General features: G+C 57.6%; 15 protein-coding genes. 7 read left to right on the top strand and 8 right to left on the bottom strand.

From position 1 onward, the window contains the following. Window positions 1–94: 94 nt before the first annotated feature. The 3 genes from GGR28_RS04535 to sucC are packed head-to-tail and all read left to right on the top strand — an operon-like array spanning window position 95 to window position 2,914. Window positions 95–982, top strand: a complete 888-nt coding sequence (locus tag GGR28_RS04535) for an AAA family ATPase (protein WP_183494554.1) — start codon at window positions 95–97, stop codon at window positions 980–982. A gap of 5 nt (window positions 983–987) precedes the next feature. Further along, window positions 988–1,656 (top strand): DUF3226 domain-containing protein, encoded by a 669-nt coding sequence (locus GGR28_RS04540; protein WP_183494555.1) that lies wholly within the window; start codon window positions 988–990, stop codon window positions 1,654–1,656. A 55-nt stretch (window positions 1,657–1,711) separates the two neighbouring features. Further along, the gene (gene sucC / locus GGR28_RS04545) at window positions 1,712–2,914 is read left to right on the top strand and encodes an ADP-forming succinate--CoA ligase subunit beta (protein ID WP_183494556.1); all 1,203 of its coding nucleotides are present in this window, start codon (window positions 1,712–1,714) and stop codon (window positions 2,912–2,914) included. 62 nt (window positions 2,915–2,976) lie between these two features. Here sucC and GGR28_RS04550 read toward each other — a convergent pair whose 3' ends face one another. Together GGR28_RS04550 and GGR28_RS04555 are read right to left on the bottom strand one after the other, a co-directional pair. Beyond that, a complete protein-coding gene (locus GGR28_RS04550) occupies window positions 2,977–3,669 on the bottom strand; it encodes a hypothetical protein (RefSeq protein ID WP_183494557.1) in 693 nt (230 codons plus the stop codon). A 77-nt stretch (window positions 3,670–3,746) separates the two neighbouring features. Then, a complete protein-coding gene (locus tag GGR28_RS04555) occupies window positions 3,747–7,247 on the bottom strand; it encodes a pyruvate carboxylase (protein ID WP_183494558.1) in 3,501 nt (1,166 codons plus the stop codon). Window positions 7,248–7,456: 209 nt separating this feature from the next. Here GGR28_RS04555 and GGR28_RS04560 point away from each other — a divergent pair, with 209 nt between their 5' ends. The 4 genes from GGR28_RS04560 to GGR28_RS04575 are packed head-to-tail and all read left to right on the top strand — an operon-like array spanning window position 7,457 to window position 13,572. Next, window positions 7,457–8,674: a DUF4856 domain-containing protein gene (locus GGR28_RS04560; protein WP_183494559.1), complete on the top strand. Its 1,218-nt coding sequence runs from the start codon at window positions 7,457–7,459 to the stop codon at window positions 8,672–8,674. 12 nt (window positions 8,675–8,686) lie between these two features. Then, entirely contained in the window at window positions 8,687–9,715 is a 1,029-nt protein-coding gene (locus GGR28_RS04565; RefSeq protein ID WP_183494560.1) for an imelysin family protein, read from the top strand. Beyond that, window positions 9,699–11,042: an HTTM domain-containing protein gene (locus GGR28_RS04570; RefSeq protein WP_183494561.1), complete on the top strand. Its 1,344-nt coding sequence runs from the start codon at window positions 9,699–9,701 to the stop codon at window positions 11,040–11,042. The genes GGR28_RS04565 and GGR28_RS04570 overlap by 17 nt, the downstream gene beginning before the upstream one ends. Continuing rightward, the gene (locus tag GGR28_RS04575; RefSeq protein ID WP_246416352.1) at window positions 11,032–13,572 is read left to right on the top strand and encodes a TonB-dependent receptor family protein; all 2,541 of its coding nucleotides are present in this window, start codon (window positions 11,032–11,034) and stop codon (window positions 13,570–13,572) included. Before GGR28_RS04570 ends, GGR28_RS04575 begins: the two co-directional genes overlap by 11 nt. Here GGR28_RS04575 and GGR28_RS04580 read toward each other — a convergent pair whose 3' ends face one another. The 6 genes from GGR28_RS04580 to GGR28_RS04605 all read right to left on the bottom strand — a co-directional run bounded on the left by GGR28_RS04580 (window position 13,573) and on the right by GGR28_RS04605 (window position 21,412). Further along, complete coding sequence (locus GGR28_RS04580) at window positions 13,573–14,061, bottom strand: phosphoribosyltransferase family protein (protein ID WP_183494562.1); 489 nt, start codon at window positions 14,059–14,061, stop codon at window positions 13,573–13,575. It abuts the gene before it with no gap. Between the two features lie 20 nt (window positions 14,062–14,081). Next, on the bottom strand, window positions 14,082–16,358 hold the full coding sequence (gene glgX, locus GGR28_RS04585) for a glycogen debranching protein GlgX (protein ID WP_183494563.1): 2,277 nt from the start codon (window positions 16,356–16,358) through the stop codon (window positions 14,082–14,084). 128 nt (window positions 16,359–16,486) lie between these two features. Then, the gene (locus GGR28_RS04590; protein ID WP_183494564.1) at window positions 16,487–16,846 is read right to left on the bottom strand and encodes a CoA-binding protein; all 360 of its coding nucleotides are present in this window, start codon (window positions 16,844–16,846) and stop codon (window positions 16,487–16,489) included. Window positions 16,847–16,969: 123 nt separating this feature from the next. Next, on the bottom strand, window positions 16,970–17,620 hold the full coding sequence (locus tag GGR28_RS04595) for a MarC family NAAT transporter (RefSeq protein WP_183494565.1): 651 nt from the start codon (window positions 17,618–17,620) through the stop codon (window positions 16,970–16,972). A 198-nt stretch (window positions 17,621–17,818) separates the two neighbouring features. Then, a complete protein-coding gene (locus tag GGR28_RS04600; protein ID WP_183494566.1) occupies window positions 17,819–18,991 on the bottom strand; it encodes a thiolase family protein in 1,173 nt (390 codons plus the stop codon). A gap of 21 nt (window positions 18,992–19,012) precedes the next feature. Further along, entirely contained in the window at window positions 19,013–21,412 is a 2,400-nt protein-coding gene (locus GGR28_RS04605; protein ID WP_183494567.1) for a 3-hydroxyacyl-CoA dehydrogenase/enoyl-CoA hydratase family protein, read from the bottom strand. Between the last annotated feature and the right edge of the window lie 28 nt (window positions 21,413–21,440).

Raw genomic sequence — 21,440 nt, forward strand, 5'->3', positions numbered from 1 at the left:
GTTCGAGGATTTTTCAGGTATATACGGACGATTAGCCGAGCTCTTTGGCGTACAATTGGTCTGATTACGTGTACACCTTACCTGGGGAACTGCTGTGCTAGAACGGCTTCAAATTGACAATTTCCTCACCTTTAGGCACTTGGACATCAAGAAGCTGAAGCAGATCAATTTGATTGCCGGCAGGAATGGGGTAGGTAAAACAGCGGTGCTTGAAGCTATTTTTCTTTATTTTAAAAGGAATGAAACAGCTACGTCATTCATCTTGAATCAGAGGGGCCATTCACTATCTAATCAAACCGACTTAGGCAATCTAATTCATAAGGAAGACTTGACCACCAAAGTTGAAGTAGTAGGAATTAACGATTGGAAATGGAAGTTGAAAACCGCTCCCCGGGCGCTTTTGATACAGAAGTCGGATTTTAATAAGACCCCTGTTTACTACTCGACCTCGACGGTAAATTTTCAATCCATCGAAGATCTTTGGAAACAGACTGTACTCACTTCAAAGGAGGAAGAGGTACTTGACATATTAAGGTTTTCGGTAAGAGACGATATTGCCAGAATTTCTGCAGTGGGTGGGAATGTTTTGGTAAAACTTGAGAAGAATTCCCAGCCCGTACATCTTTCAGCGTTAGGAGATGGGGTTACGCGGATCCTTTACTTAGCTCTTTCGCTGGTGAATACAAAGGATGGAATCTTGCTCATTGACGAGATTGAAACCCACCTGCACTACACGGTGATCCAAAAGCTCTGGCAGATGCTATTCAAGTATGGCAAAGAGTGGAACATTCAAATCGTAGCCACGACCCATAGTGACGATGTGATCCGGCAACTGTTTTATGTGGCATCCGCTAACTCTGAATACAGAGATATGGCTCAGTTTATCCGCTTGCAACTTAGTCGCCAGGGCCAACATGAGGCGCTGCTGTATCCCATTGATGACCTGGAGAAAATGTTGCAGCTGGAACTAGAAATCCGCTAGTCTCGATGGCGCAACGGTTAATAATTGAAGGCAAGGATGCATACGTACTTTCTGAACTCTGCAGACTTTGGAGACTGGGGTTGCCGGTTGGTTATAACGCCGCAAGCTATGGCAGAGAATTTGTGAAATCCGCCGGTGGAATTGACAACGTTCCCACGATCATAAGGGAGGAACTACGATCACCTGAAGTAACTAATATCGGTATTGTTGTGGACGCCAATAGTGTTGGAGTCCGGACTCGTTGCCAGAGTATTGTTGCTATCATTGCTGATACACTGCCAGAGGCTTCTCAACCTAAAGTTGAAACCATCGGATCTGAAGGATTGGTTTGGGATGCGCTTGGAGGTCCGGGAAGACTTCGTGTTGGAATATTCATCATGCCAGACAACAGACACGAAGGATACCTCGAACACTTTCTGGAAAGTATTATCGTCAAAAATACTGAGCAACTCAGAGCAAGTCAGGCTTTTCTTGACGAACTTTCAGCCGCGAGTCTTTCACTCTTCAAACCCACCCATAGGCAGAAAGCCCTGATGTATACTTTTCTCGCGATTCAGTATCCCCCCGGGGATTCCGCGACCACCGCTCTAAAGAAAGGAATCTTCGATTACCGAGCGAAACCTGCCGAGCATTTCATCAATTGGTTTCGAAACACCTTTCAGTTAGAAGGCTGACGTGGGTGACCTACCTACCTTTTCCCTACCTTCACGACCCACTAAAATCTACTCCATGAACCTCCACGAATACCAGGGCAAATCCATCCTCACGAAGTACGGCGTACCGATCCAGAACGGCTACGCGGCCGATACCGTCGAGGAAGCCATGACCAAATACGACCAACTGGCCAAGGAAACGGGCAGTCCCTTCGCCGTAGTCAAGGCCCAAATTCACGCCGGCGGGCGCGGTAAGGGGGGCGGAGTGAAACTCGCCAAGAATCGGGAAGAGGCCAAAACCCACATCTCCAACATCCTGGGCATGCAGCTCAAAACGCCCCAGACCCCGGGCGGAATGGAAGGCGAGGGCAAACAGGTCAATAAGATCCTGGTAGCCGAAGATGCCTACGCCCCCGATTTCGACGCCAACAAGGAATACTACGTTTCGATTCTGATGGACCGGGAGCGGAAGCAGAATGTCATCATTCACTCCACCCAGGGGGGAATGGACATCGAGGCCGTTGCGGAAGAAACGCCCGACCTGGTACACAAGACCTACATCGACCCCGAGCTCGGCATGCAGGGCTTCAACGCCCGCGAGGTGGCCTTCAACCTTGGACTGGAAGGCACCGCCTTCAAGAACATGACCAAGTTCATCAGCAAGCTCTACCAGGCCTACCTGGCTGCCGACGCGAGCCTGATCGAGATCAACCCCTGTCTGCACACCGGCGACGATCGCATCATCGCCGTCGACTGCAAGTTTAGTGTAGACGACAACGCCCTCTACCGCCACAAGGACATCGCGGAAATGCGCGACACCACGGAAGAAGATGCCACCGAAGTCGAAGCCCAGAGCTACGGCCTGAACTTCGTCAACCTCGACGGCAACGTAGGTTGTATGGTCAACGGAGCCGGACTGGCCATGGCCACGATGGACATCATTAAGCTTTCCGGGGGGGAGCCAGCCAACTTCCTCGACGTGGGAGGTACGGCCGATGCCGCTCGCGTGGAGCAGGCCTTCCGGATCATTCTGCGCGACGACAACGTTGAAGCCATCCTGATCAACATCTTCGGCGGTATCGTGCGCTGCGACCGGGTCGCTCAGGGGGTGGTCGACGCCTACAAAAACATCGGCGACATCAAGGTTCCGATCATCGTTCGCCTGCAGGGCACCAACGCCGACATCGCAAAGGACCTTATCGATAATTCCGGACTGAACGTACGCTCCGCAATCTCACTCCAGGACGCCGCCCAGGAAGTACAGGCCGTACTCGCCTAACGGGGGCGTTCGCCGAATTCAGGGGGGGGGCTCCGGCAGATGCCGGAGCCCCCCTTTTTGGTTTACCGCAGTTCCGCCTCCCGTTTACTGATGTCGATGCGGATCTCACGCACGTTCATTCCGATGGACTGGATCGCCGGGTGGTTGCTGGCAACCGGCACATCACCCAGCAACTGCGGATCGAGTCCTTCGGCGGGCAGTCGCTCCGGAGCGTAGGTGAGACGCACCAGGATACCCTCCAGTTTACCTCCCTTCCAGTCCGTTACCGTGCCGCCGTAGTCCCAGCCAAAGCCGGTGAATTCAAAGGGCTTACCGTTCATTTTACGCAGCTCGGTTAGCGTAGTTCCGATGGTGAGTCCGGTCGTTTCTTCCACCCACTTCGACCGCGGATTACTGAAGCTCACGGTCGCGGGTTGCTTGTCTTCACCGAGTTCGATGAGCAGTTCGTCGTGGGTATTCGGGAAAAGTGCGTATCCGGGGACGGTTTGCCCCTCCCCCACCTCAATCTCGCGGCTTACCAGTTCTCCGGTGCCGTAGAGGTTCTCGATTTTCGCCATGGGCATTCCGGGGGTGATCATGCCGACCCGGCCGTCGGCCCGAAAGGTACGGTCACTCTGGGGCGGGACTTCGACTCCGTCCGACGTGCCGGTGTACAGGGAGGCGGCATCGTTCTCTCTTCCAGCGGGATCGTCCCCACTTTCCATACATCCACCCAGCAACAGGGCTCCTACGGCAATGGCAATACATCTATACATTCAGGTCACTTAGCTTACCAACGGAGACCGCCGGAGGTACCGAAAGGTTCAGCCGCGACTTTCGGCGGTGCGGGTCGCTATTCTACTCTGATGATCAGGTCGTTTGCCTCCACGAGGGTTTTCTCCTTCAGCGGGATCAGGGTTACTTCTCCGGCGATCGGACTGGTAATGGTCGATTCCATTTTCATGGCTTCGATCACGAAGAGCGGATCGCCCGCGGCTACTTCATCTCCAACCTTCACGAGGATGCGGCTGAGGTTGCCCTGCAGGGGGCTGCCTACTTCGTTCTTTCCTCCCGCCTTGACGTTGACCGCCACCTTGCTGTCCACCTTCCGGTCGCGTACGGTGATGCTCCGCGTCTGTCCGTTTAAGCTGAAAAAGACCAGGCGGTTGCCGAGTTCGTCAGCATTCGTCATGTTCAGGTACTTGATCGTGATGCGCTTACCCTCGCTGATCCGGACCAGAATCTCCTCATTGGGCTTCAGCCCGTAGAAAAAGGCCGGGGTGGGGATATTGGCCACTTCGCCGTATTCCTGCTGGAAATCCTTGAAGTCGGCAAACACCTTGGGATACAGTTGCTGACTGAGGAGGTCCTTGATGCTAGGCTCCTCGTCGAAGGTCGTGCGGTATTCCTTCGCCACGGCATCGAAGTCTACGGGCTCGAGGTGGGCGTTCGGCCGGTCGGTGTAGGGCTTTTCACCCTTGAGCACCATTTGTTGTACTTCCGGGTCGAAGCCACCCTCGATCTGGCCGAGGTCGCCCCGCATAAGGCTCTTTACACTATCGGGGAAGTCGAGTTTGCTGCCGCGCTCCCGTACGTCGGCCTCGGTAAGCCCGTTGCTGGTCATGAACATGGCCATGTCACCCACGACCTTTGAGGACGGCGTGACCTTGACCAGGTCACCGAACAAGCGGTTGGCGGCAGAATAGTTCTCGCGGATCGTGCTGAACTGCTCCTCCAGGCCCAGTCCACGCGCCTGGGGCCGCAGGTTAGAGTACTGTCCGCCCGGAATCTCGGTGTCGTAAATGGTTGCCGTACCGGCGCGCAGCTCGGTTTCAAAGGGGTAATAGTAGTTGCGGACGGTCTCGAAGTAGTCGGCGTATTTGTTGAGCAGTGGCAGGTCGACGGGGTTCTCCCGCGGGTGGCCCTGCATCATCGCTACGATGCTGTTGTAACCGGGTTGCGACGTGAGGCCGGACAGGCTATTCAGCGCCACGTCCACAACGTCGACTCCCGCGTTGATGGCCTCCAGGTAGGTGGCACTCTGGATGCCGCTGGTGTCGTGGGTGTGCAGGTGAATGGGCAGCGAAACTTCTTCCCGCAGGGCGGTAATCAGTTCACGCGCGGCGAGGGGTTTGAGCAGACCGGCCATGTCCTTGATGGCGAGGAGGTGGGCACCGGCACTTTCGAGCCGCTTGGCCAGGTCCACGTAGTACTGCAGCGTGAATTTGGTCTTCCCCGGATTGGTGAGGTCACCGGAGTAACAGATGCAGGCCTCGGCCAGGCTGTTGGTATTCTCCCGGACGGTTTTGATGGAGACCTCCATGTTCTTGACCCAGTTCAGGGAATCAAAAATGCGGAACAGGTCGATGCCGCCGGCTAGTCCCTTCTCCCTCCCTTCGGTATCGTAGAGCATGGAGCCCTGGGCAGCCTCTTCGATGAACTTGATGATGAGGTTGTCCGGATAGGCCTTGTAGCCAACGCCGTTGCTACCGCGCAGCAGCATCTGGAAGATGGTATTGGGAATAGCGGTGCGCAACTTCCGCAGCCGCCGCCAGGGGTCTTCTTTAAGGAACCGGAGGGCAACGTCAAAAGTGGCCCCCCCCCACACTTCCATGCTGAACAGGTCGCCGGGCCGGTTGGCGGCATAACTGCGCGATACGTTCAGCATGTCGATCATCCGCATGCGGGTGGCCAGGAGGCTCTGGTGGGCGTCGCGGAAGGTCGTGTCGGTGTACTGGATGCGGTTCTCCTGCTTGAGCCAGTCGACGAAACCGTCGCGGCCGAGCTCGATCAGCCGGTCGCGACTGCCCTTCGGCACCTCGGCGTAGGGATCAAATTTGGGGACCACGGGTTTGAGGAAGGTCTTGCTCGAATCGATGTAGCGAACGTCGGGGTTGTCGTTGACGATGACTTCGGCGAGATAGCGGAGCAGTCGGGTACCGCGGTCCCGGAACTCAGGAAGCTCCATCAGTTCCGGATGATCGGGGATAAAGCGGACGGTGGCCCTACCCTCCTGAAAATCTTCGTTCTCGAGCAAGTTGAGCAGGAATCCGATGTTGGTCTTCACGCCGCGCACCCGGAATTCACGCAGTGCCCGGTGGAGTCGCTCCGCCGCCCCCTTGAGGGTACGGCCCGAACCGGTCACCTTCACCAGCAGGCTATCGAAGTAGGGCGAAATGATGGCACCGGGGAAGGCCGAGCCGGCGTCTAGGCGAATGCCCATTCCGCTGGCCGAGCGGTAGGCAATGAGGGTGCCGTAATCCGGCTTGAAGTCGTTGCTCGGGTCTTCGGTAGTCACCCGGCACTGCACGGCGAAGCCGTTGGCCCGGATGTCTTCCTGACTCGTAATGAAGATCGTCGGGTGATCGAGGCGGTAGCCCATCGTGACTAAAAACTGGGTACGCACCAGATCGATGCCGGTGATCTCTTCGGTGATCGTATGCTCGACCTGGATGCGGGGATTGACCTCGATGAAGTAGATCGAATCGTCCTGATCGACCAGAAATTCTACGGTGCCGGCGCAGTAATAATTGACCTCCCGGCCGAGCCGCAGGGCGTAGTCGTAGAGCTTTGCCTTGGTTTCATCGCTGAGGTTCGCGGCCGGAGCCACTTCGACCACCTTCTGAAACCGCCGCTGTACCGAGCAGTCGCGTTCGAAGAGGTGGACCAGGTTGCCGTGGCGGTCGCCTAGCAGCTGTACTTCGATGTGACGGGGGTTTTCGATAAACTTCTCCAGGAAGATCGTGCCGTTACCGAAGGCTTTCTCGGCCTCGCTGCTGGCTTCTATGACTTCCGCCCGTAGTTGTTTTTCGTTGCGTACTACCCGCATGCCGCGCCCGCCGCCGCCGGCGGCGGCCTTGATGATCACCGGATAGCCGATTTCCGCTGCCTCGGCGGCGGCAATCTCCGGATCGGAAATGTCCCGGTCGCTGTCCTGGATCAGGGGCACCCCTACCCTTCGCGCCAGCTCCTTCGCGGCGACCTTGTCGCCGAGCTGGTCCATGCTATCGGGGGAGGGACCGACGAATTCGATTCCTTCGGCCAGGCAGGCGCGCGCGAAATCAACATTTTCCGACAGGAAACCGTAACCGGGGTGAATGGCATCGACATTTTTTTCCTTCGCCAGCTTAATGATGGCCTGAATATCGATGTACGGCCGCAGCGGCTCATCGTCGGGACCGATCTGGTAACTCTCATCGGCCTTATACCGGTGGAGGCTGTACCGGTCTTCGTAGGTGTAGATCGCCACCGTCCGCATCTGTAACTCGCTGGCTGCGCGGAGGATGCGAATGGCGATCTCACCGCGGTTAGCGACGAGGATTTTCTTAAATCTTTTTCTTTCCTGGGTGGCCATAGCTTCTCATTTGGGGTGGGCCAATATACCGCTTCCCCTGCGACCGGCTCCGGCCCGCCCCCAATTCCCTTGCCGCTATTTACGATGGGGCACAGTACGGGGAATTTTATTTAGACCAGTTCAAAATAGTTAGCGAATAGCTTGGCGGTGTTTGGCCCTTAGGGGTACTTTTGCCCTTATTAAGATTCAGTACAGATAATATCAGCATAATGACCCGCACCTCACTTCTACTGCTCTGCCTGACCGTCTTCCTTACGTCCTGCCAGGACGACGACGACCCCATCTCAATTATCGACGTTCCGACGAGCTATTCGTTCGAACGAAACGGCAACCAGACCGTCAGCTTCGACGGTCAAACCACCCGTATCGCCATGGCGGAAGAGTTGGTTGCAGCGTTCTCCGATCCCGGCAACAGCCAGGAGGACCTGATGAATATGTTCCGCAACGCCGGACCGAACGACGAAGATGTAGCCCCGTTTGCCACCGCCGAACTGAACGCTTCCGACAAATCGATCCGCAGTAAGATCGCCGCAAGCGCCGACTACTTCTCGGCCAACGCCACCGGGTCTACGGCCGTACGCAATGACTTTGAAGGTTGGATTGCGGGTCAGGCCACCGAGGTATTCCCCCGCTGGAACGAACTTGCCGCGCCCGGCGAGGCCGGTCAACTCGCGGTCGGTAGCCGCGTCCGTTACGTCAACGCGAAGGGGCTGGAATACAACCAGGTATTCGCGAAATCTTTACTGGGCGGACTCATGCTCGACCAGGCACTCAACAACTACCTCAGTCCGGCAGTCCTCGACGCCGGCACCAACCGCGCGGACAACCTAGCGGCGACCACCGAGGACGGCAAGCCCTACACTTCCATGGAACACAAGTGGGACGAAGCCTACGGCTACCTCTTCGGCCAGTCTGCCGACCCCGCCAACCCACTGGCTACCCTGGGTGAGGACGACCAGTTCCTCAACGAGTACATTGCCGCGGTCGATGCCGACACCGACTTCAACGGCATTGCCCAAACCATCTTCGACGCCTTCCTCCGTGGCCGTGCCGCCATCGTTGCCGGTGACTACGGAGAGCGCGATCGTCAGGCTGACATCATTCGCGAGCACCTCAGCCGCGTGATTGCCGTACGGGGCACCTTCTACCTTGCCCGGGGAGCCGATGCTACTGAAACCGAAACGACCCGTGGCGGTGGCTTTCACGCACTCAGCGAAGCTTACGGATTCGTGTACAGCCTGCAATTCACCCGCAAGCCCGGGACCGGAGCGCCCTACTTCAGCCGGGAGGAAGTGCAGCAACTACTTGCTACCCTGACCGAAAGCTCTCCGAACGGGCTGTGGGATGTAACCCACGACGACATCCGCTCCGTAGCCCAGCTGGTTTCCGATCGCTTTGGCTTCTCCTTTGACGCCGCCGCCAACTAAAGACCGCCGCTTATGTACCGCTACGTTTTATTGCTATTCCCCATTTTCCTCTGGACCTGCGACCCCGCCCAGGACGACGATACCACTGCGGGCAACACCTTCGACCGGGAGTTGATGCTGGCTCACTGGGCCGACGATATTGTCACACCGGCCCTCAATGACTTTACCTTTGAGTACACCGAGCTTTCCGCCGCGGCGGAAGTCTTCGAAGCTTCACCCACCGCTGCCGACTTAGCAACGCTGAAGGACCGTTTTGAAGCAGCCTATGTATCCTGGCAGCGCTTCGCCCCCTTCGCGGGCGTGATCGGCGATGAATACCGCCTGGTCGAGCGACTCAACACCTACCCCACCGACACCGAGCGGCTGGAGAATGAAGCGGGGGCCAACCTGGAGCTTCCCTCCAACGATGCCATTCAGGGCTTTCCGGCACTCGACTACCTGCTCTACGGCACCGAGGATCCGGCGAGCTACCGTACGCAAATACGGGAAATCGTAAACAGCGTTGCGCTCGATAGCCCCCGACAGGCCTGGCTCAACGGCGGAAGGGATCGCTTCGTCAGCAACTCCGGCAACAGCGCGACGGCTTCGGTCGACCGTACCGTGAACGACCTGATCTTCTACTACGAAAAGCACCTGCGGGCCGGCAAGGTGGGCATTCCGGCCGGCGTGTTTTCCAACGGACCCATGCCCGAACTCGCCGAGGCGCCCTACCACGGCGAGCTGTCCCGGCAATTATTTCTCGCGGGACTTGACGCTATTTCCGACTTCTTTTCCTCCGACCCGAGCCTGGCTTCCTACCTCGATGCCCTGTCGGTCGAGCGCGAGGGTCAGTTGCTCAGTGCACGGATCGATGCGGGTTTCGCAACCGCGCAGGCGGCTGCGGAGGGTCTGGATCAGGACTTTGCCATCCAGGTAAGCAACAACAATACCGCCATGCTGCAGCTTTATGACGCGCTACAGGCCAACGTCATTCTCCTTAAGGTGGACATGCTACAGGCACTGGGCATCAACGTAGACTTCGTGGATGCGGACGGAGACTAGCGCGGCACCCCTCATCGTGTTTCGCACGGGATTCGGGTTGATGATGCTGCTGAGTATCGTCCGCTTCTGGTCCTATGGCTGGATCGACAAGCTCTACATCCAGCCCGACTTCTTTTTTACCTATCGTTACTTTGAGTGGGTAACCCCGCTCGGGCCCTGGACGTATCTGCTGTTCGCAGTTGTCGGGGCCGCCGCCTTTTGCGTGATGATTGGGTACCGTTACCGGATTGCGATGCTGGTATTTTTCCTCGGCTTTACCTACATCGAGCTGTTAGACAAGACTACTTATCTCAATCATTATTACTTCGTTAGCTTACTTTCCCTCTTGCTGTTCTTTATTCCAATTCCCGCAGGATTTGGGTCGGAGCACCGGCGGGACATGCCGACGACGCATCCAATTTACATTCATGCCCTCCGCCTTTTCGTAGCCGTAGTTTACTTCTACGCCGGTCTCGCGAAGTTGAACTCCGACTGGCTGCTGCACGCCCAACCACTGGCCATCTGGCTGCCATCCAAGTACGACATTCCCCTGCTCGGCGACCTGCTGCAGCAACGCTGGGTGCACTTTGCCTTTGCGTGGGGGGGAGCGGTGTACGATCTGCTCATCCCCTTTCTACTGCTGTGGCGGCGCACCCGGGTAGCGGCATTCATCCTGGTGGTCGTATTTCACGTACTCACGCGGGTGCTGTTTCCGATCGGGATGTTCCCCTACATTATGATTGTTAGCGCACTGGTTTTCTTCGGTCCGGAATTTCACGAGCGCATCCTGGCTGCAATTCACCGAACGGCAAGCCAAATTCGCCACTGGTTGCCCATCAAGAAGCTCGGTATCTCCGTGCTAAAAACAGGTAGCGGTACGGCGCATTCGTGGCGGCTGGTACCGATCGGGGCGCTGCTGATTTTTCACCTGTTGTTCCCCTTTCGCTACCTGGCCCATCCGGGCGAACTCTTCTGGACCGAGAATGGCTACCGCTTCTCGTGGCGCGTCATGCTGATGGAAAAGGCGGGGCTTGCGACCTTCCGGGTGATCGACGCGGCGAACGATCGGCGGGTGATCGTCGACAACCGGGACTACCTTACCGTGTTCCAGGAGAAGCAAATGGCGACCCAACCCGACTTCATCCTCCAGTACGGCCACTTCCTGGCCGAACGTTTTCGGCAACGGGGGTTTGCCGAGCCGCGGGTGTACGTCGACAGCTACGTTGCGCTGAACGGTAGGCTCAGTCAGCGCTACGTCAACCCGGACCTCGATTTACTTACCATTGACCGGGACGATCCCGTGGAGGAGTGGCTGCTTCCGTTTAAAGACACGATTCATGGCATGTAGAAGCTTTACCCAACGGACAATTCGGAGGGCGGGGGCGCAGGTGCAATGTAATTCCCTACGCAAAGCCATCTTCCTGTACCTGATGCTGCTGGTGACCAGTAGTGCAACCGCCGTAGCTCAAACAACCGTAGAGCTGACCATCGTGGACACCGCCGCCGTGACCGTAAGCGGCGTTGAGGTATTTGCGGAGGAGACCGGTGAGCTATACAACGGCGGCGGCAGCGGCAGAGTAGTGGTCGAATTTCCCGAGCCGTACGACCGGATCACGGTGACCGTCTTCGCCGCCGGTTACACCACCCGGCAACTAATGATCGGGGCAAGCGAGGGAGATCGAACAATCACGCTTTCTCCCCTCGTTCGGGACCTGAGTTCCGTGACCGTAGTCGCCGAGGCCCGGCGCAGGGAAGCGCTAACCAGGCTGCGGGCCGTGGAGGGCACGGCCATTTACGCGGGACGCAAGACGGAGGTAGTCGCACTCGAGGCACTGACCGTAAACCTCGCCAGCAACCAGGCCAGACAGATCTATGGAGAGGTATCGGGACTGAACATCTACGAGAACGACGACGCCGGCCTGCAGCTCAACATCGGGGGGCGCGGCCTCGATCCCAACCGTTCGGCCAGCTTCAATACCCGGCAGAATGGATACGACATCAGTGCGGACGTACTGGGTTACCCGGAAAGTTATTACACTCCTCCGGCGGAAGCCCTATCGCGTATTGAGGTGGTCAGGGGTGCGGCCAGCCTGCAGTACGGCACTCAGTTCGGCGGACTGGTCAACTTTGTCTTTCACCAGCCAAACCGGACGAAGAAGGTCGAATTGATTACACGGCAGACTATCGGCTCATATGGGCTGTTCACTTCATTCAATAGTGTGAGCGGTCAGGTCGGTCCGCTGGGGTACTACGGTTTTTACAACTACAAGCGCGGCGACGGATTTCGGCCCAATTCCGGCTTCCAGTCCCACAATGCTTTTATCCACGTCGACCTTGCTTCTGCGTCCGCGCCCGGAACGAAGGTCAGCTTTGAGTACACCTACCTCGACTACCTGGCCCAGCAGGCCGGCGGGCTTACCGACGCGGAATTCTACCGCGACCCGTTTTCCAGCAACCGGGAACGCAACTGGTTTGCCGTGGACTGGCAACTGTACAGCCTGCGCCTCGACCATAAATTCAGCGACCGTACCCAATTCAGTCTCAATGTCTTCGGACTGGATGCTTCGCGGCAGGCCGTCGGTTTTCGCAGCAACCGGGTCAGTCAGGTCGACGATCCGACTACGCCGCGGGACCTGCTGATCGGCGACTTTCGCAACTACGGCGCCGAGGCGCGCTTACTCACCCGTTACCAGCTCGGCAGTCGGGATGCCATCGCGCTAGTCGGCCTAAAATACTACCGGGCCAACAACAGCGCTGTGCAGGGTCCGGGGACAGCCGCATCCGACCCCGACTTCAGCCTGGCCACGGCGAGCTTTCCGAGTTATCCCAACCAGTCCTCCTTTACCTTCCCGAACCGCAACGTGGCCCTGTTCGGCGAGCACATCTTTTACCTCAACGACCGCCTGAGTATTACCCCCGGCGCGCGATTCGAGTACATCCGTACCGAGAGTGAGGGCAGCTATAACCGCTTCGATTTCGACCTGGCGGGCAATCCCATTCGTGAGCAGGAATTCACGGACAACCGGGTGTTCGGGCGCAGCCTGCTGTTACTGGGTCTGGGCATCAGTTACCGCCGTAATGCGGAGCTGGAATTCTTCGCCAACCTCAGCGAGAATTACCGCTCGGTCACGTACAACGATATTCGGACCGTCAATCCCAGCTTTCAGGTCGACCCCGATATTCGGGACGAACGCGGCTACACCGCAGATGCGGGAGTAAGGGGACGGGTTAGGCGGTGGTCCTATACTGCGAACGCCTTCCTGATCCGCTACGGCAACCGACTGGGAGAAGTGCTCACCCCCGAAGTGCGGCGCACCGCGGACGACCGGGAGGTGGAAACCGGCCGTATTATACGTTTGCGCGGCAACATCGGGGCGGCCCGTATTTATGGCGTCGAAACGCTGGTAGAATGGCACATTCTGGAAAGGCCGGAAGGGTCGGCGGTACCGTATACGCTCACGGCATTTGCCAATACAAGCCTGACGCATTCCAATTACATCGAGTCGGAGATCGCGGGAGTCGCCGGTAATGAGGTGGAGTTCATTCCGCGGGTAAATTTCAAGACCGGTCTACGCTTCGGTTACGGCAACCTCCTGGGATCCGTGCAGTACACAAGGCTGTCGCGGCAGTTTACCGATGCCAGTAATGCCCTACAAGATCGTAGCGATAACCAGAGTGGCATCGTAGGCAGCATACCCGCTTACGGCGTGGCCGACCTTAGTCTCAGCTACCGGTGGAAGTGGCTTATCCTGGAAAGCGGCGTCAACAACCTCACCGACGAGCGGTACTTCACACGCCGCGCTACCGGATATCCGGGCCCCGGCATCATTCCAAGTGCTCCGCGAAGTTTTTACCTGACGGTGGGCGCCCGGTTCTGATTATTCCAGAACAGCGCGGTCCTCGGTGCCGAATTCTACGAGAATGTTGTCCCCCAGGGTAGTCGAGAGCACCATGCCGCTGTAGGTGACGTAGATGGGCCAGGCCTTGTGACGGCGGTCCACCAGCACGGCTACTTCGATCTTCTTCGGCAGCACGTCCTGTAGCACCCCCATCGCGTAGAACAGCGTTCGTCCCGTATTGGCCACGTCATCAACCACCAGGACCGGCTTGTTCCGGAGTTCGGCCACGTCGTGGTCGAGGGTTGGTCCGAAAGCAAGCGGGTCCGAGGGGGAGATGTTGAGGTTCCACAGGTGTAGGGGGGCATCCGAGAGCCGTTGCAGGTCCTTACTGAGCCGGCGGGCCAGTTCCATGCCGCGATTGTTAATGCCGAGGATATAGAGTTCGGTTTCCTCGGTGTTACGTTCGAGGATTTCCATGGCCAGTCGGGTCACTTTGGCACCGATCTGAAAGTCATTAAGTAGCTGCACGGCGGAAGCGGTTTGGGAGGTTACTCCTGAATCATTTGCAGCAATTTACGCACCTGATCGACAATGGTGACCTTACGCTTGCCCTCCGCGGTACGGTTCGCGCGACGAAGCTTGAGGCGGAAGAGGTACAGGCTGCGGGGCCCCAGGAGGAACGACTCGTCGGCCAGGTAGTCCTTGCCTACCGGAATTTCGTCGGTATGAGTATCGACGAGCATTTCCCAGCGGGTAAATTCCTTCACGCCAGGAAGGGTGAATTCGACGCCCTCCCAGTATCCGTTGAGGATGAGCAGGAAGATATCGTCCTTAATGCGCCGGCCGCGCTCATCGTACTCTTCCATGCCCTCGCCGTTCAGGATCATGCCGAGACTGAGTTGGTTTCCGTCCGCCCAGTTGTCTTCGGTCATTTCGTGGCCGCTAGGGTTGAGCCAGATGACGTCGCTCAGGTTCTTATCCTGGATTTTGCGTCCGTTAAAGAAGCGGCGGCGGTGGAATACGGGATTGTCGCGACGCAGTTCGACAAGCTTGCGGGTGAACGAAAAGAGCTCGGTCTGCTCTTCGGTCCAGTCCCAGTCGAACCAACTGATGGGGTTATCCTGACAGTAAGCGTTGTTGTTTCCCTGTTGGGTGCGTCCGTACTCGTCGCCCATGGTGATCATGGGTACGCCCTGGCTCAGTAGCAGGGTTGCGAGCTGGTTACGCTGCATGCGGGAACGCAGGGCGTTGATGTCGGGATCATCGGTCGGTCCCTCTACCCCACAGTTCCAGCTATGGTTGTTGGATTCCCCGTCGCGGTTGTCCTCGCCGTTGGCTTCGTTGTGTTTGTCGTTGTAGCTGTAAAGGTCACGTAGCGTGAAGCCGTCGTGGGCGGTAACGAAGTTGATGCTGGCTGCCGGGCGACGGCCGCTGAGTTCGTAGAGGTCGCTGCTGCCGGTCAGGCGGTAGGCCAGGTCCGATACGCCGTGGGCATCGGCCTTCCAGAACTCGCGTACGCTGTCGCGGTACTTGCCGTTCCACTCCGACCAGAGGACCGGAAAGGCACCTACTTGGTATCCACCGGGGCCTACGTCCCAGGGTTCGGCGATCAATTTCACCTGACTGATAATGGGATCCTGGTGAATGGTATCGAGGAAGGTGCTCAGTTTGCCGACTTCGTAGAGTCCGCGGGCCAGCGCACTGGCCAGGTCGAAGCGGAAGCCGTCGACGTGCATTTCGGTCACCCAGTAGCGGAGGCTGTCCATTACCAGCTGCAGGGAGCGGTTGTGCACCATGTTTACCGTATTGCCGGTACCGGTGTAGTCCATGTAGAACTCCTTGCTGTCGTCGACCAGGCGGTAGTAGGCCTGATTATCCAGCCCCTTCATGCTGAGCATCGGACCGAAGTGGTTGCCTTCCGCGGTGTGATTGTAGACAACGTCGAGGATCACTTCGAGTCCGGCCTTGTGGAGCTTTTTGACCATATCCTTGAACTCGATTACCTGCTCGCCGGCCCGCCCGGAGGCGGCATAGTCGGCGTGGGGAGCGAAGAAACTCTGGGAGTTGTATCCCCAGTAGTTTCGCAGGCCCTTGTCCTGCAGGTGGCTGTCCTGAACGAAGTGGTGGATCGGCATCAGTTCCACGGCCGTTACGCCCAGCTTTTTAAGGTATTCGATCGTGGAGGGATGGGCGAGTCCGGAGTAGGTTCCCCGCTGCTTCTCCGGTACATTCTTATTCAACTGGGTAAGTCCCTTGACGTGCATCTCGTAGATGACCGTCTCGTGCATGGGGGTTTCTAACTGACGGTCTCCTTCCCAGTCGTAGGTCGTATCGATGACCACCCCTTTGGTGATGTAGGGAGCGGAGTCCTGCTCGTCCATCGTGAGATACCGGTGGGGATCGTCGCTCTTGATCGGATAGGGGAACACGGCCGGGTGCCACTCTATTGTACCGTCGATCGCCTTGGTATAGGGGTCGATCAGCAGCTTATTGGGGTTGAAGAGGTTGCCTTCTTTCGGGTTCCATTCCCCGTGGGCGCGGAAGCCGTAGCGCCAACCGGTTTCCAGTTTCGGGATAAAACAGTGCCAGACCTGGTCGGTCTGTTCCATCATTTGGATGCGATACTCTTCTTTATTTGGTGTTTCGCGGCGGAACAGGCACAGGTCCATCCGGGTAGCCCGTTCGCTAAAGACCGCAAAATTAGTTCCCTTTGGGGACCAGGTCGCGCCGAGGGGATAGGGGCGGCCGGGCCAGACTTCAATGTCAGTAAACTTACCGTAAGGCTTGGTGCCCTGTAATTCCGCAATGGTTTTCGTTTGAGTCATATAACTGTATTTGCCGGAGCCTGGCTGGTCTTCCGGACATTGGGATAGTTCGTTGTAAAGTGAATGGGTAGTGTTATTTAACCCTTACTAATGCCGTGACGTTCGAATCAGTTTCCAACATTATACCGTTAGTAGCTACCGCTAGCCAGCATCACCAGTGTACATCCACGTACTACTTCGATGCCCTGATCGTGGGCGAGCCGCATCAATTCGGCATTTTCGGTGCCCGGATTAAAAATGATACGCTGGGGAGCTACCCGTAGTAACCAGTCGTAGTATTCGGGCTGGTGGCGCGGTCCTACATACAGAGTGACGGTATCGACTTCGGGCACATCGGGCTTTCCGTGCAGGATCTCGTAGCCGAGTACGTTTCCGTGCTTGATACCAACGGGAATGATTTGGTGACCGCCTGCGGTAAGCCGTTCGGCGGCTAAGTAAGCATAACGGGAGGGATTCGTTGTGGCACCCAAAATGAGGGTAGTCTTCAAAACTTGGTTGTTTACGGGGCAAAAATTATTGGCCTACCCTGCATTCGCTGCGCTACCCGGCGGGCCATCATTCAGTTACAACAAATGCAAGCACCGTCTGTGCTACGCCCGGCAAACTTTAGCTCACTTCCGCATCAGCTCCACCTGTGGCCAAACATCTCCGATTAGGCTGACCAGACCGTAGATCAACATTTGAATACCGATCGCCATCACCAGGAAGCCCATGACGCGGCTGAGGGCGGAAAGCCCCGCCCGCCCCAGCAAACGGAACAGCAGGGGGGCGAACTTCAGGGTCACGAAGATCAGTAACGCCATTACCATAATCACCCCTACGATGAGCAGGTTATTGCTCCAGCTGGTGTCTACGGCGGAGAGTCCGATGAGCAAGGAAATGCTACCGGGCCCGGATAGCATCGGCATCGCCATCGGGGTGAAGCTGATGTCTTCCTTCTGCTGCGCTTCCTCCTCAATCTGGTGACTGATCCGACGGCGCTCGAATTTGCTGTTGAGCAATCCGTAGCCGCTGTTCACGATGATCAGTCCGCCGGCGATCCGCAGGGCATTCAGGGAGATGCCAAAAAAATTGAGGATGACGGTACCGGCAAAAAAGAAGACCACCAGGATCATCATGAAATAGATCGAAGTACGCAGTGCCGTAGCTGACCGTTCGGGCCCACTGTAATCGTTCGTCAGGGTAAGGTACATCGGTACCGCACCGAGCGGGTTAACGACCGAGAAGAGGGAGCCGAGCGTAGCGAAGAAGAAACTGATCATGCGGCTGCAAACATAGTGTCGCAGGGCTAAGTTTCCCAGCCTGAGTCGCAGCAGGCTAGCCTGCCGGAGACGGCCATTTTGCAACGACCACCCCCGGCAGCACTTCCCGGAGCCCGGCGTACGGGCGGCGCAATTCCGTTTGGGGGGATGCCCCGGCAGCGGGTAATAATCCCTCTACCCGAACCAGGTTAAATTTTACTAAAGGCGCTCATAAATTCCGGCAATGCCCTGGCCGCCGCCGACGCAAGCCGTTACCATGCCGTACTTCAAGTTGCGCCGCTTCATCTCGTTCAGCAGCTGGATCGACAATTTCGCTCCCGTACATCCAAGGGGGTGACCGAGGGCAATGGCTCCGCCGTTCACGTTCACGATCTCCGGATCAAGACCGACCTCTTTGATCACGGCCAGGGACTGGGTGGCAAAGGCCTCATTGAGTTCTACCAACTGAACGTCCTCCAGCTTCAGGCCGGCCTGCTTGAGTGCCTTGGGGATGGCGACGCAGGGTCCGATGCCCATGTAGAGCGGATCTACCCCACCGACCGAGCAGCTCACCAGGCGGGCCACCGGCTCGAGCCCGAGTTGCTTCACCATTTCTCCGCTCATCACGATGACAAAGGCCACCCCGTCGCTGGTCTGGCTCGAATTGCCCGCCGTCACGACGCCTCCCTGCTGGAATACCGACCGCAGTCGGGCCAGGCCCTCCATGCTGGTCCCCCGGCGTACGCCTTCGTCAACGGCCACCGTATGACTGCTGGTCACCCGCTTGCCGTCCTTGACGAATACATCTTCGACTTCAATCGGAACGATCTCGCTTTCGAATAGCCCGCCGTCGATCGCGGCCGCGGCCCGCTCGTGGCTGCGTACCGCAAACTGGTCGGCCTCCTCTCGGGTCACCTGATACTTTCTGGCAACCGCCTCGGCGGTGATGCCCATACTCACGACGTAATCGGGGGTGGTACTCGCCACCTCGTAGCTGGGGGCCAGTTTGTATCCCGTCATCGGGATCTGGCTCATGCTCTCCGCGCCTCCCGCTACGTAACAGTGTCCCATACCGGCCTTGATCTTGGCTACGGCCATGGAGATTGTCTCAAGGCCGCTGGCGCAGTACCGGTTGACCGTCACTCCGGGCACCGGCTTACCCAGGGCACGCAGGCTGATTTGGCGACCCACCTGCAGCCCCTGTTCGCCTTCGGGGTTGGCACACCCTACGAAAACGTCGTCGACCACGTGGGGATCGATGTCGGCGTTCTGCTCAAACATATGCTTGATCACCCGTACGGCCAGATCGTCGGAGCGAAAGTTCTTGAATCCACCGCGGCCCGCCTTAGCGACGGCGCTGCGGTAACCACTAATGATATATGCCTCTTTCATTTTCTTTTCTTTTACTGGTTGTTAGTTGCGCAGCGGCTTGTTGGTCTGGAGCATGTGCTGGATCCGCTCCAGGGTCTTCTGCTCTCCGCACAGGCTGAGGAAAGCTTCCCGCTCGATGTCCAGCAGGTACTGTTCGCTGACCTGTTGCGTACCGGTGAGGTCGCCGCCGCAGAGCACCCACGCTACCTTCTTCGCGATCTTGATGTCGTGGTCGCTGGCGAAACGCCCCCGCTTGAGTTCGTTTGCCGCGGCGTAGAGCGCGGCCAGTCCTCCACGACCCAGTACCGTCACGTCGCTGCGTTGCTGTGGCATCGTGTACCCGTCGTCGGCAAGGTCGAGGGCCATTCGCTTGGCCTCCGCGATGTTGCGGTCCTTGTTGACCACGACCTTATCGCGTCCTTTGATCAAATAACCGTGGTCGTAGGCTTCGTGCGCGCTGGTGGACACCGCGGCCATGGCGATCGTCTTGAACCGTTCGATGAGGGTCGGGATCATGACGTCGCCCTCGAAGAAACTATCGCTGGTTCGCAGGGCAAATTCTTTCGTTCCCGCTCCGGCCGGGATCAGGCCGATGCCGGCTTCGACCAGACCGATGTAGCTCTCGGCCGCCACGGCCCCTCCGTCGCAGTGCATCAGGCTCTCGCAGCCTCCGCCAAAGACGTAGCCCTGGGTAGCCGCGATGACCGGAATGGAGGAGTACCGCAGACGCATGACACTCTGCTGGAACAGGTTGACGGCCATATTAAGCTCCTCGAATTCCTGCTGGTAGGCAAGTTGGGCGATCATCATCAGGTTGGCCCCGACACTGAAGTTATCGGCGTTGTTACCCAGCACCATTCCGCGCCAGCCCTCTTCTTCCAGTTTGGTGATGGCCTCCTGGTAACCGCGTAGCACGCCTTCCCCGATGCTGTTGTACGCACTGGTGAATTCCAGGCAGGCCACGCCGTCGCCGATATCGTGAAGGGTCACTTCGCTGTTCTGGTACACCGGCGTTCGGTCGCGCAGGTTGTCCAGGATGATGAATTCCTCGGTACCCGGCTTGACCCGGTAAGACTTGGAGTCAATGTCGTAGTACTTCAGCTTACCATCTTCCTGCTTGTAGAAGCTGCCGTGGCCGGCCGCCTGCATGTCCTTCACCCACTGGGCAACGGTATTGCCGTCGGATTCTGCCGCGTCGATTCCGGCCTGAAGTCCCACGGCGTCCCAGTACTCGAAGGGACCCATTTTCCAGGCATATCCGGCGCGCATGGCGTCGTCGATGCTGTACAGGTTGTCGCTCACTTCCGGGATTCGGTTGGCAGCGTAGGCGAATAGTCCGGCCAGGCTGCGGCGAACGAGTTCTCCCCCCTTGTCGTCGGCCCCGAACAACGCTTTGACCCGTTTCTTCGGATCGTCGATTTGCTTTGCCAGTTTGAGGCTGGCCAGGTCTTCGCGCTGGCTGGGTTCGTACTCGAGCGTCTTCAGGTTCAAGCCGAGGATCTGACGGTTGCCCTCCTCGTCGGTTATTTTTTTGTAGAAGCCCTGCCCTGACTTATTCCCTAGGAACTCTTTATCGATCAGGAATTGGTAATAGGCCGGGATATTCATTACGTCCCTGGCTTCGTCGTCCGGAGCGTTCTCGCGGATGCCGGTCATCACGTGGGCGGCCGTATCGTGACCGACCAGATCGCCCAGGCGGAAGGTGCCGGTCTTAGGTCTGCCGATGGCGGGGCCGGTCAGTTTGTCGACCGTCTCGATGCGCAGGTCCAGTTCGTCGGTGAGCGCATAGATTCGGGCCATGCTGTACACCCCGATGCGGTTGCCGATGAAGGCCGGGGTATCCTTGGCCATTACCGTCGTTTTACCGAGGTATAAATCTCCGTACCGCATGAAGAAATCGAGCACCTCCTGCTTGGTGTCCGGGCCGGGAATGATCTCGAACAGCCGCAGGTACCGCGCCGGATTAAAAAAGTGAGTACCGCAGAAATGCTGCCGGAAGTCTTCGCTCATTCCCTCCTGGATCATCCGGATGGGGATGCCGGAAGTGTTGGTCGTGATCAGGCTACCCTTTCGCCGGACCTTATCTACCTCGCCCAGTACTTTACGCTTGATGTCGAGGCGCTCTACGACTACTTCGATGATCCAGTCGTAATCCCCCAACTTGTCCATGTCGTCCGTAAAGTTGCCGACGGTGATCCGCTGGGCAAAATCCTTCCGGTACAGCGGCGCGGGTTTTGACTTGATCGCAGTCTGCAGCGCTTTGGTGGCAACGGAATTTCGGACGGCCGGATTGGTCTCCGTGGCATCCATTTCGCGGGGAAGAATATCGAGCATCAGGACCTCCAAGCCAATATTGGCGAAGTGAGAGGCGATACCGGACCCCATTACTCCGGAGCCGAGAACGGCCACGCGGCGGATGTGACGATTGGTGTTTTTAGTCATAGCTAGATCGTTTAGCGAAAATTCGCTG

It is taken from the genome of Neolewinella aquimaris (assembly GCF_014197245.1).
Lineage (GTDB): Bacteria > Bacteroidota > Bacteroidia > Chitinophagales > Saprospiraceae > Neolewinella > Neolewinella aquimaris.

Bases quoted from the DNA above. Each gene is read 5' to 3' on its own strand.
- GGR28_RS04540 (WP_183494555.1), top strand. From the start codon at position 988: ATGGCGCAACGGTTAATAATTGAAGGCAAGGATGCATACGTACTTTCT.
- GGR28_RS04605 (WP_183494567.1), bottom strand. From the start codon at position 21,412: ATGACTAAAAACACCAATCGTCACATCCGCCGCGTGGCCGTTCTCGGC.
- GGR28_RS04595 (WP_183494565.1), bottom strand. From the start codon at position 17,620: ATGATCAGTTTCTTCTTCGCTACGCTCGGCTCCCTCTTCTCGGTCGTT.
- GGR28_RS04600 (WP_183494566.1), bottom strand. From the start codon at position 18,991: ATGAAAGAGGCATATATCATTAGTGGTTACCGCAGCGCCGTCGCTAAG.
- GGR28_RS04560 (WP_183494559.1), top strand. From the start codon at position 7,457: ATGACCCGCACCTCACTTCTACTGCTCTGCCTGACCGTCTTCCTTACG.
- glgX (WP_183494563.1), bottom strand. From the start codon at position 16,358: ATGACTCAAACGAAAACCATTGCGGAATTACAGGGCACCAAGCCTTAC.
- GGR28_RS04565 (WP_183494560.1), top strand. From the start codon at position 8,687: ATGTACCGCTACGTTTTATTGCTATTCCCCATTTTCCTCTGGACCTGC.
- GGR28_RS04555 (WP_183494558.1), bottom strand. From the start codon at position 7,247: ATGGCCACCCAGGAAAGAAAAAGATTTAAGAAAATCCTCGTCGCTAAC.
- GGR28_RS04570 (WP_183494561.1), top strand. From the start codon at position 9,699: ATGCGGACGGAGACTAGCGCGGCACCCCTCATCGTGTTTCGCACGGGA.
- GGR28_RS04550 (WP_183494557.1), bottom strand. From the start codon at position 3,669: ATGTATAGATGTATTGCCATTGCCGTAGGAGCCCTGTTGCTGGGTGGA.
- GGR28_RS04575 (WP_246416352.1), top strand. From the start codon at position 11,032: ATGGCATGTAGAAGCTTTACCCAACGGACAATTCGGAGGGCGGGGGCG.
- sucC (WP_183494556.1), top strand. From the start codon at position 1,712: ATGAACCTCCACGAATACCAGGGCAAATCCATCCTCACGAAGTACGGC.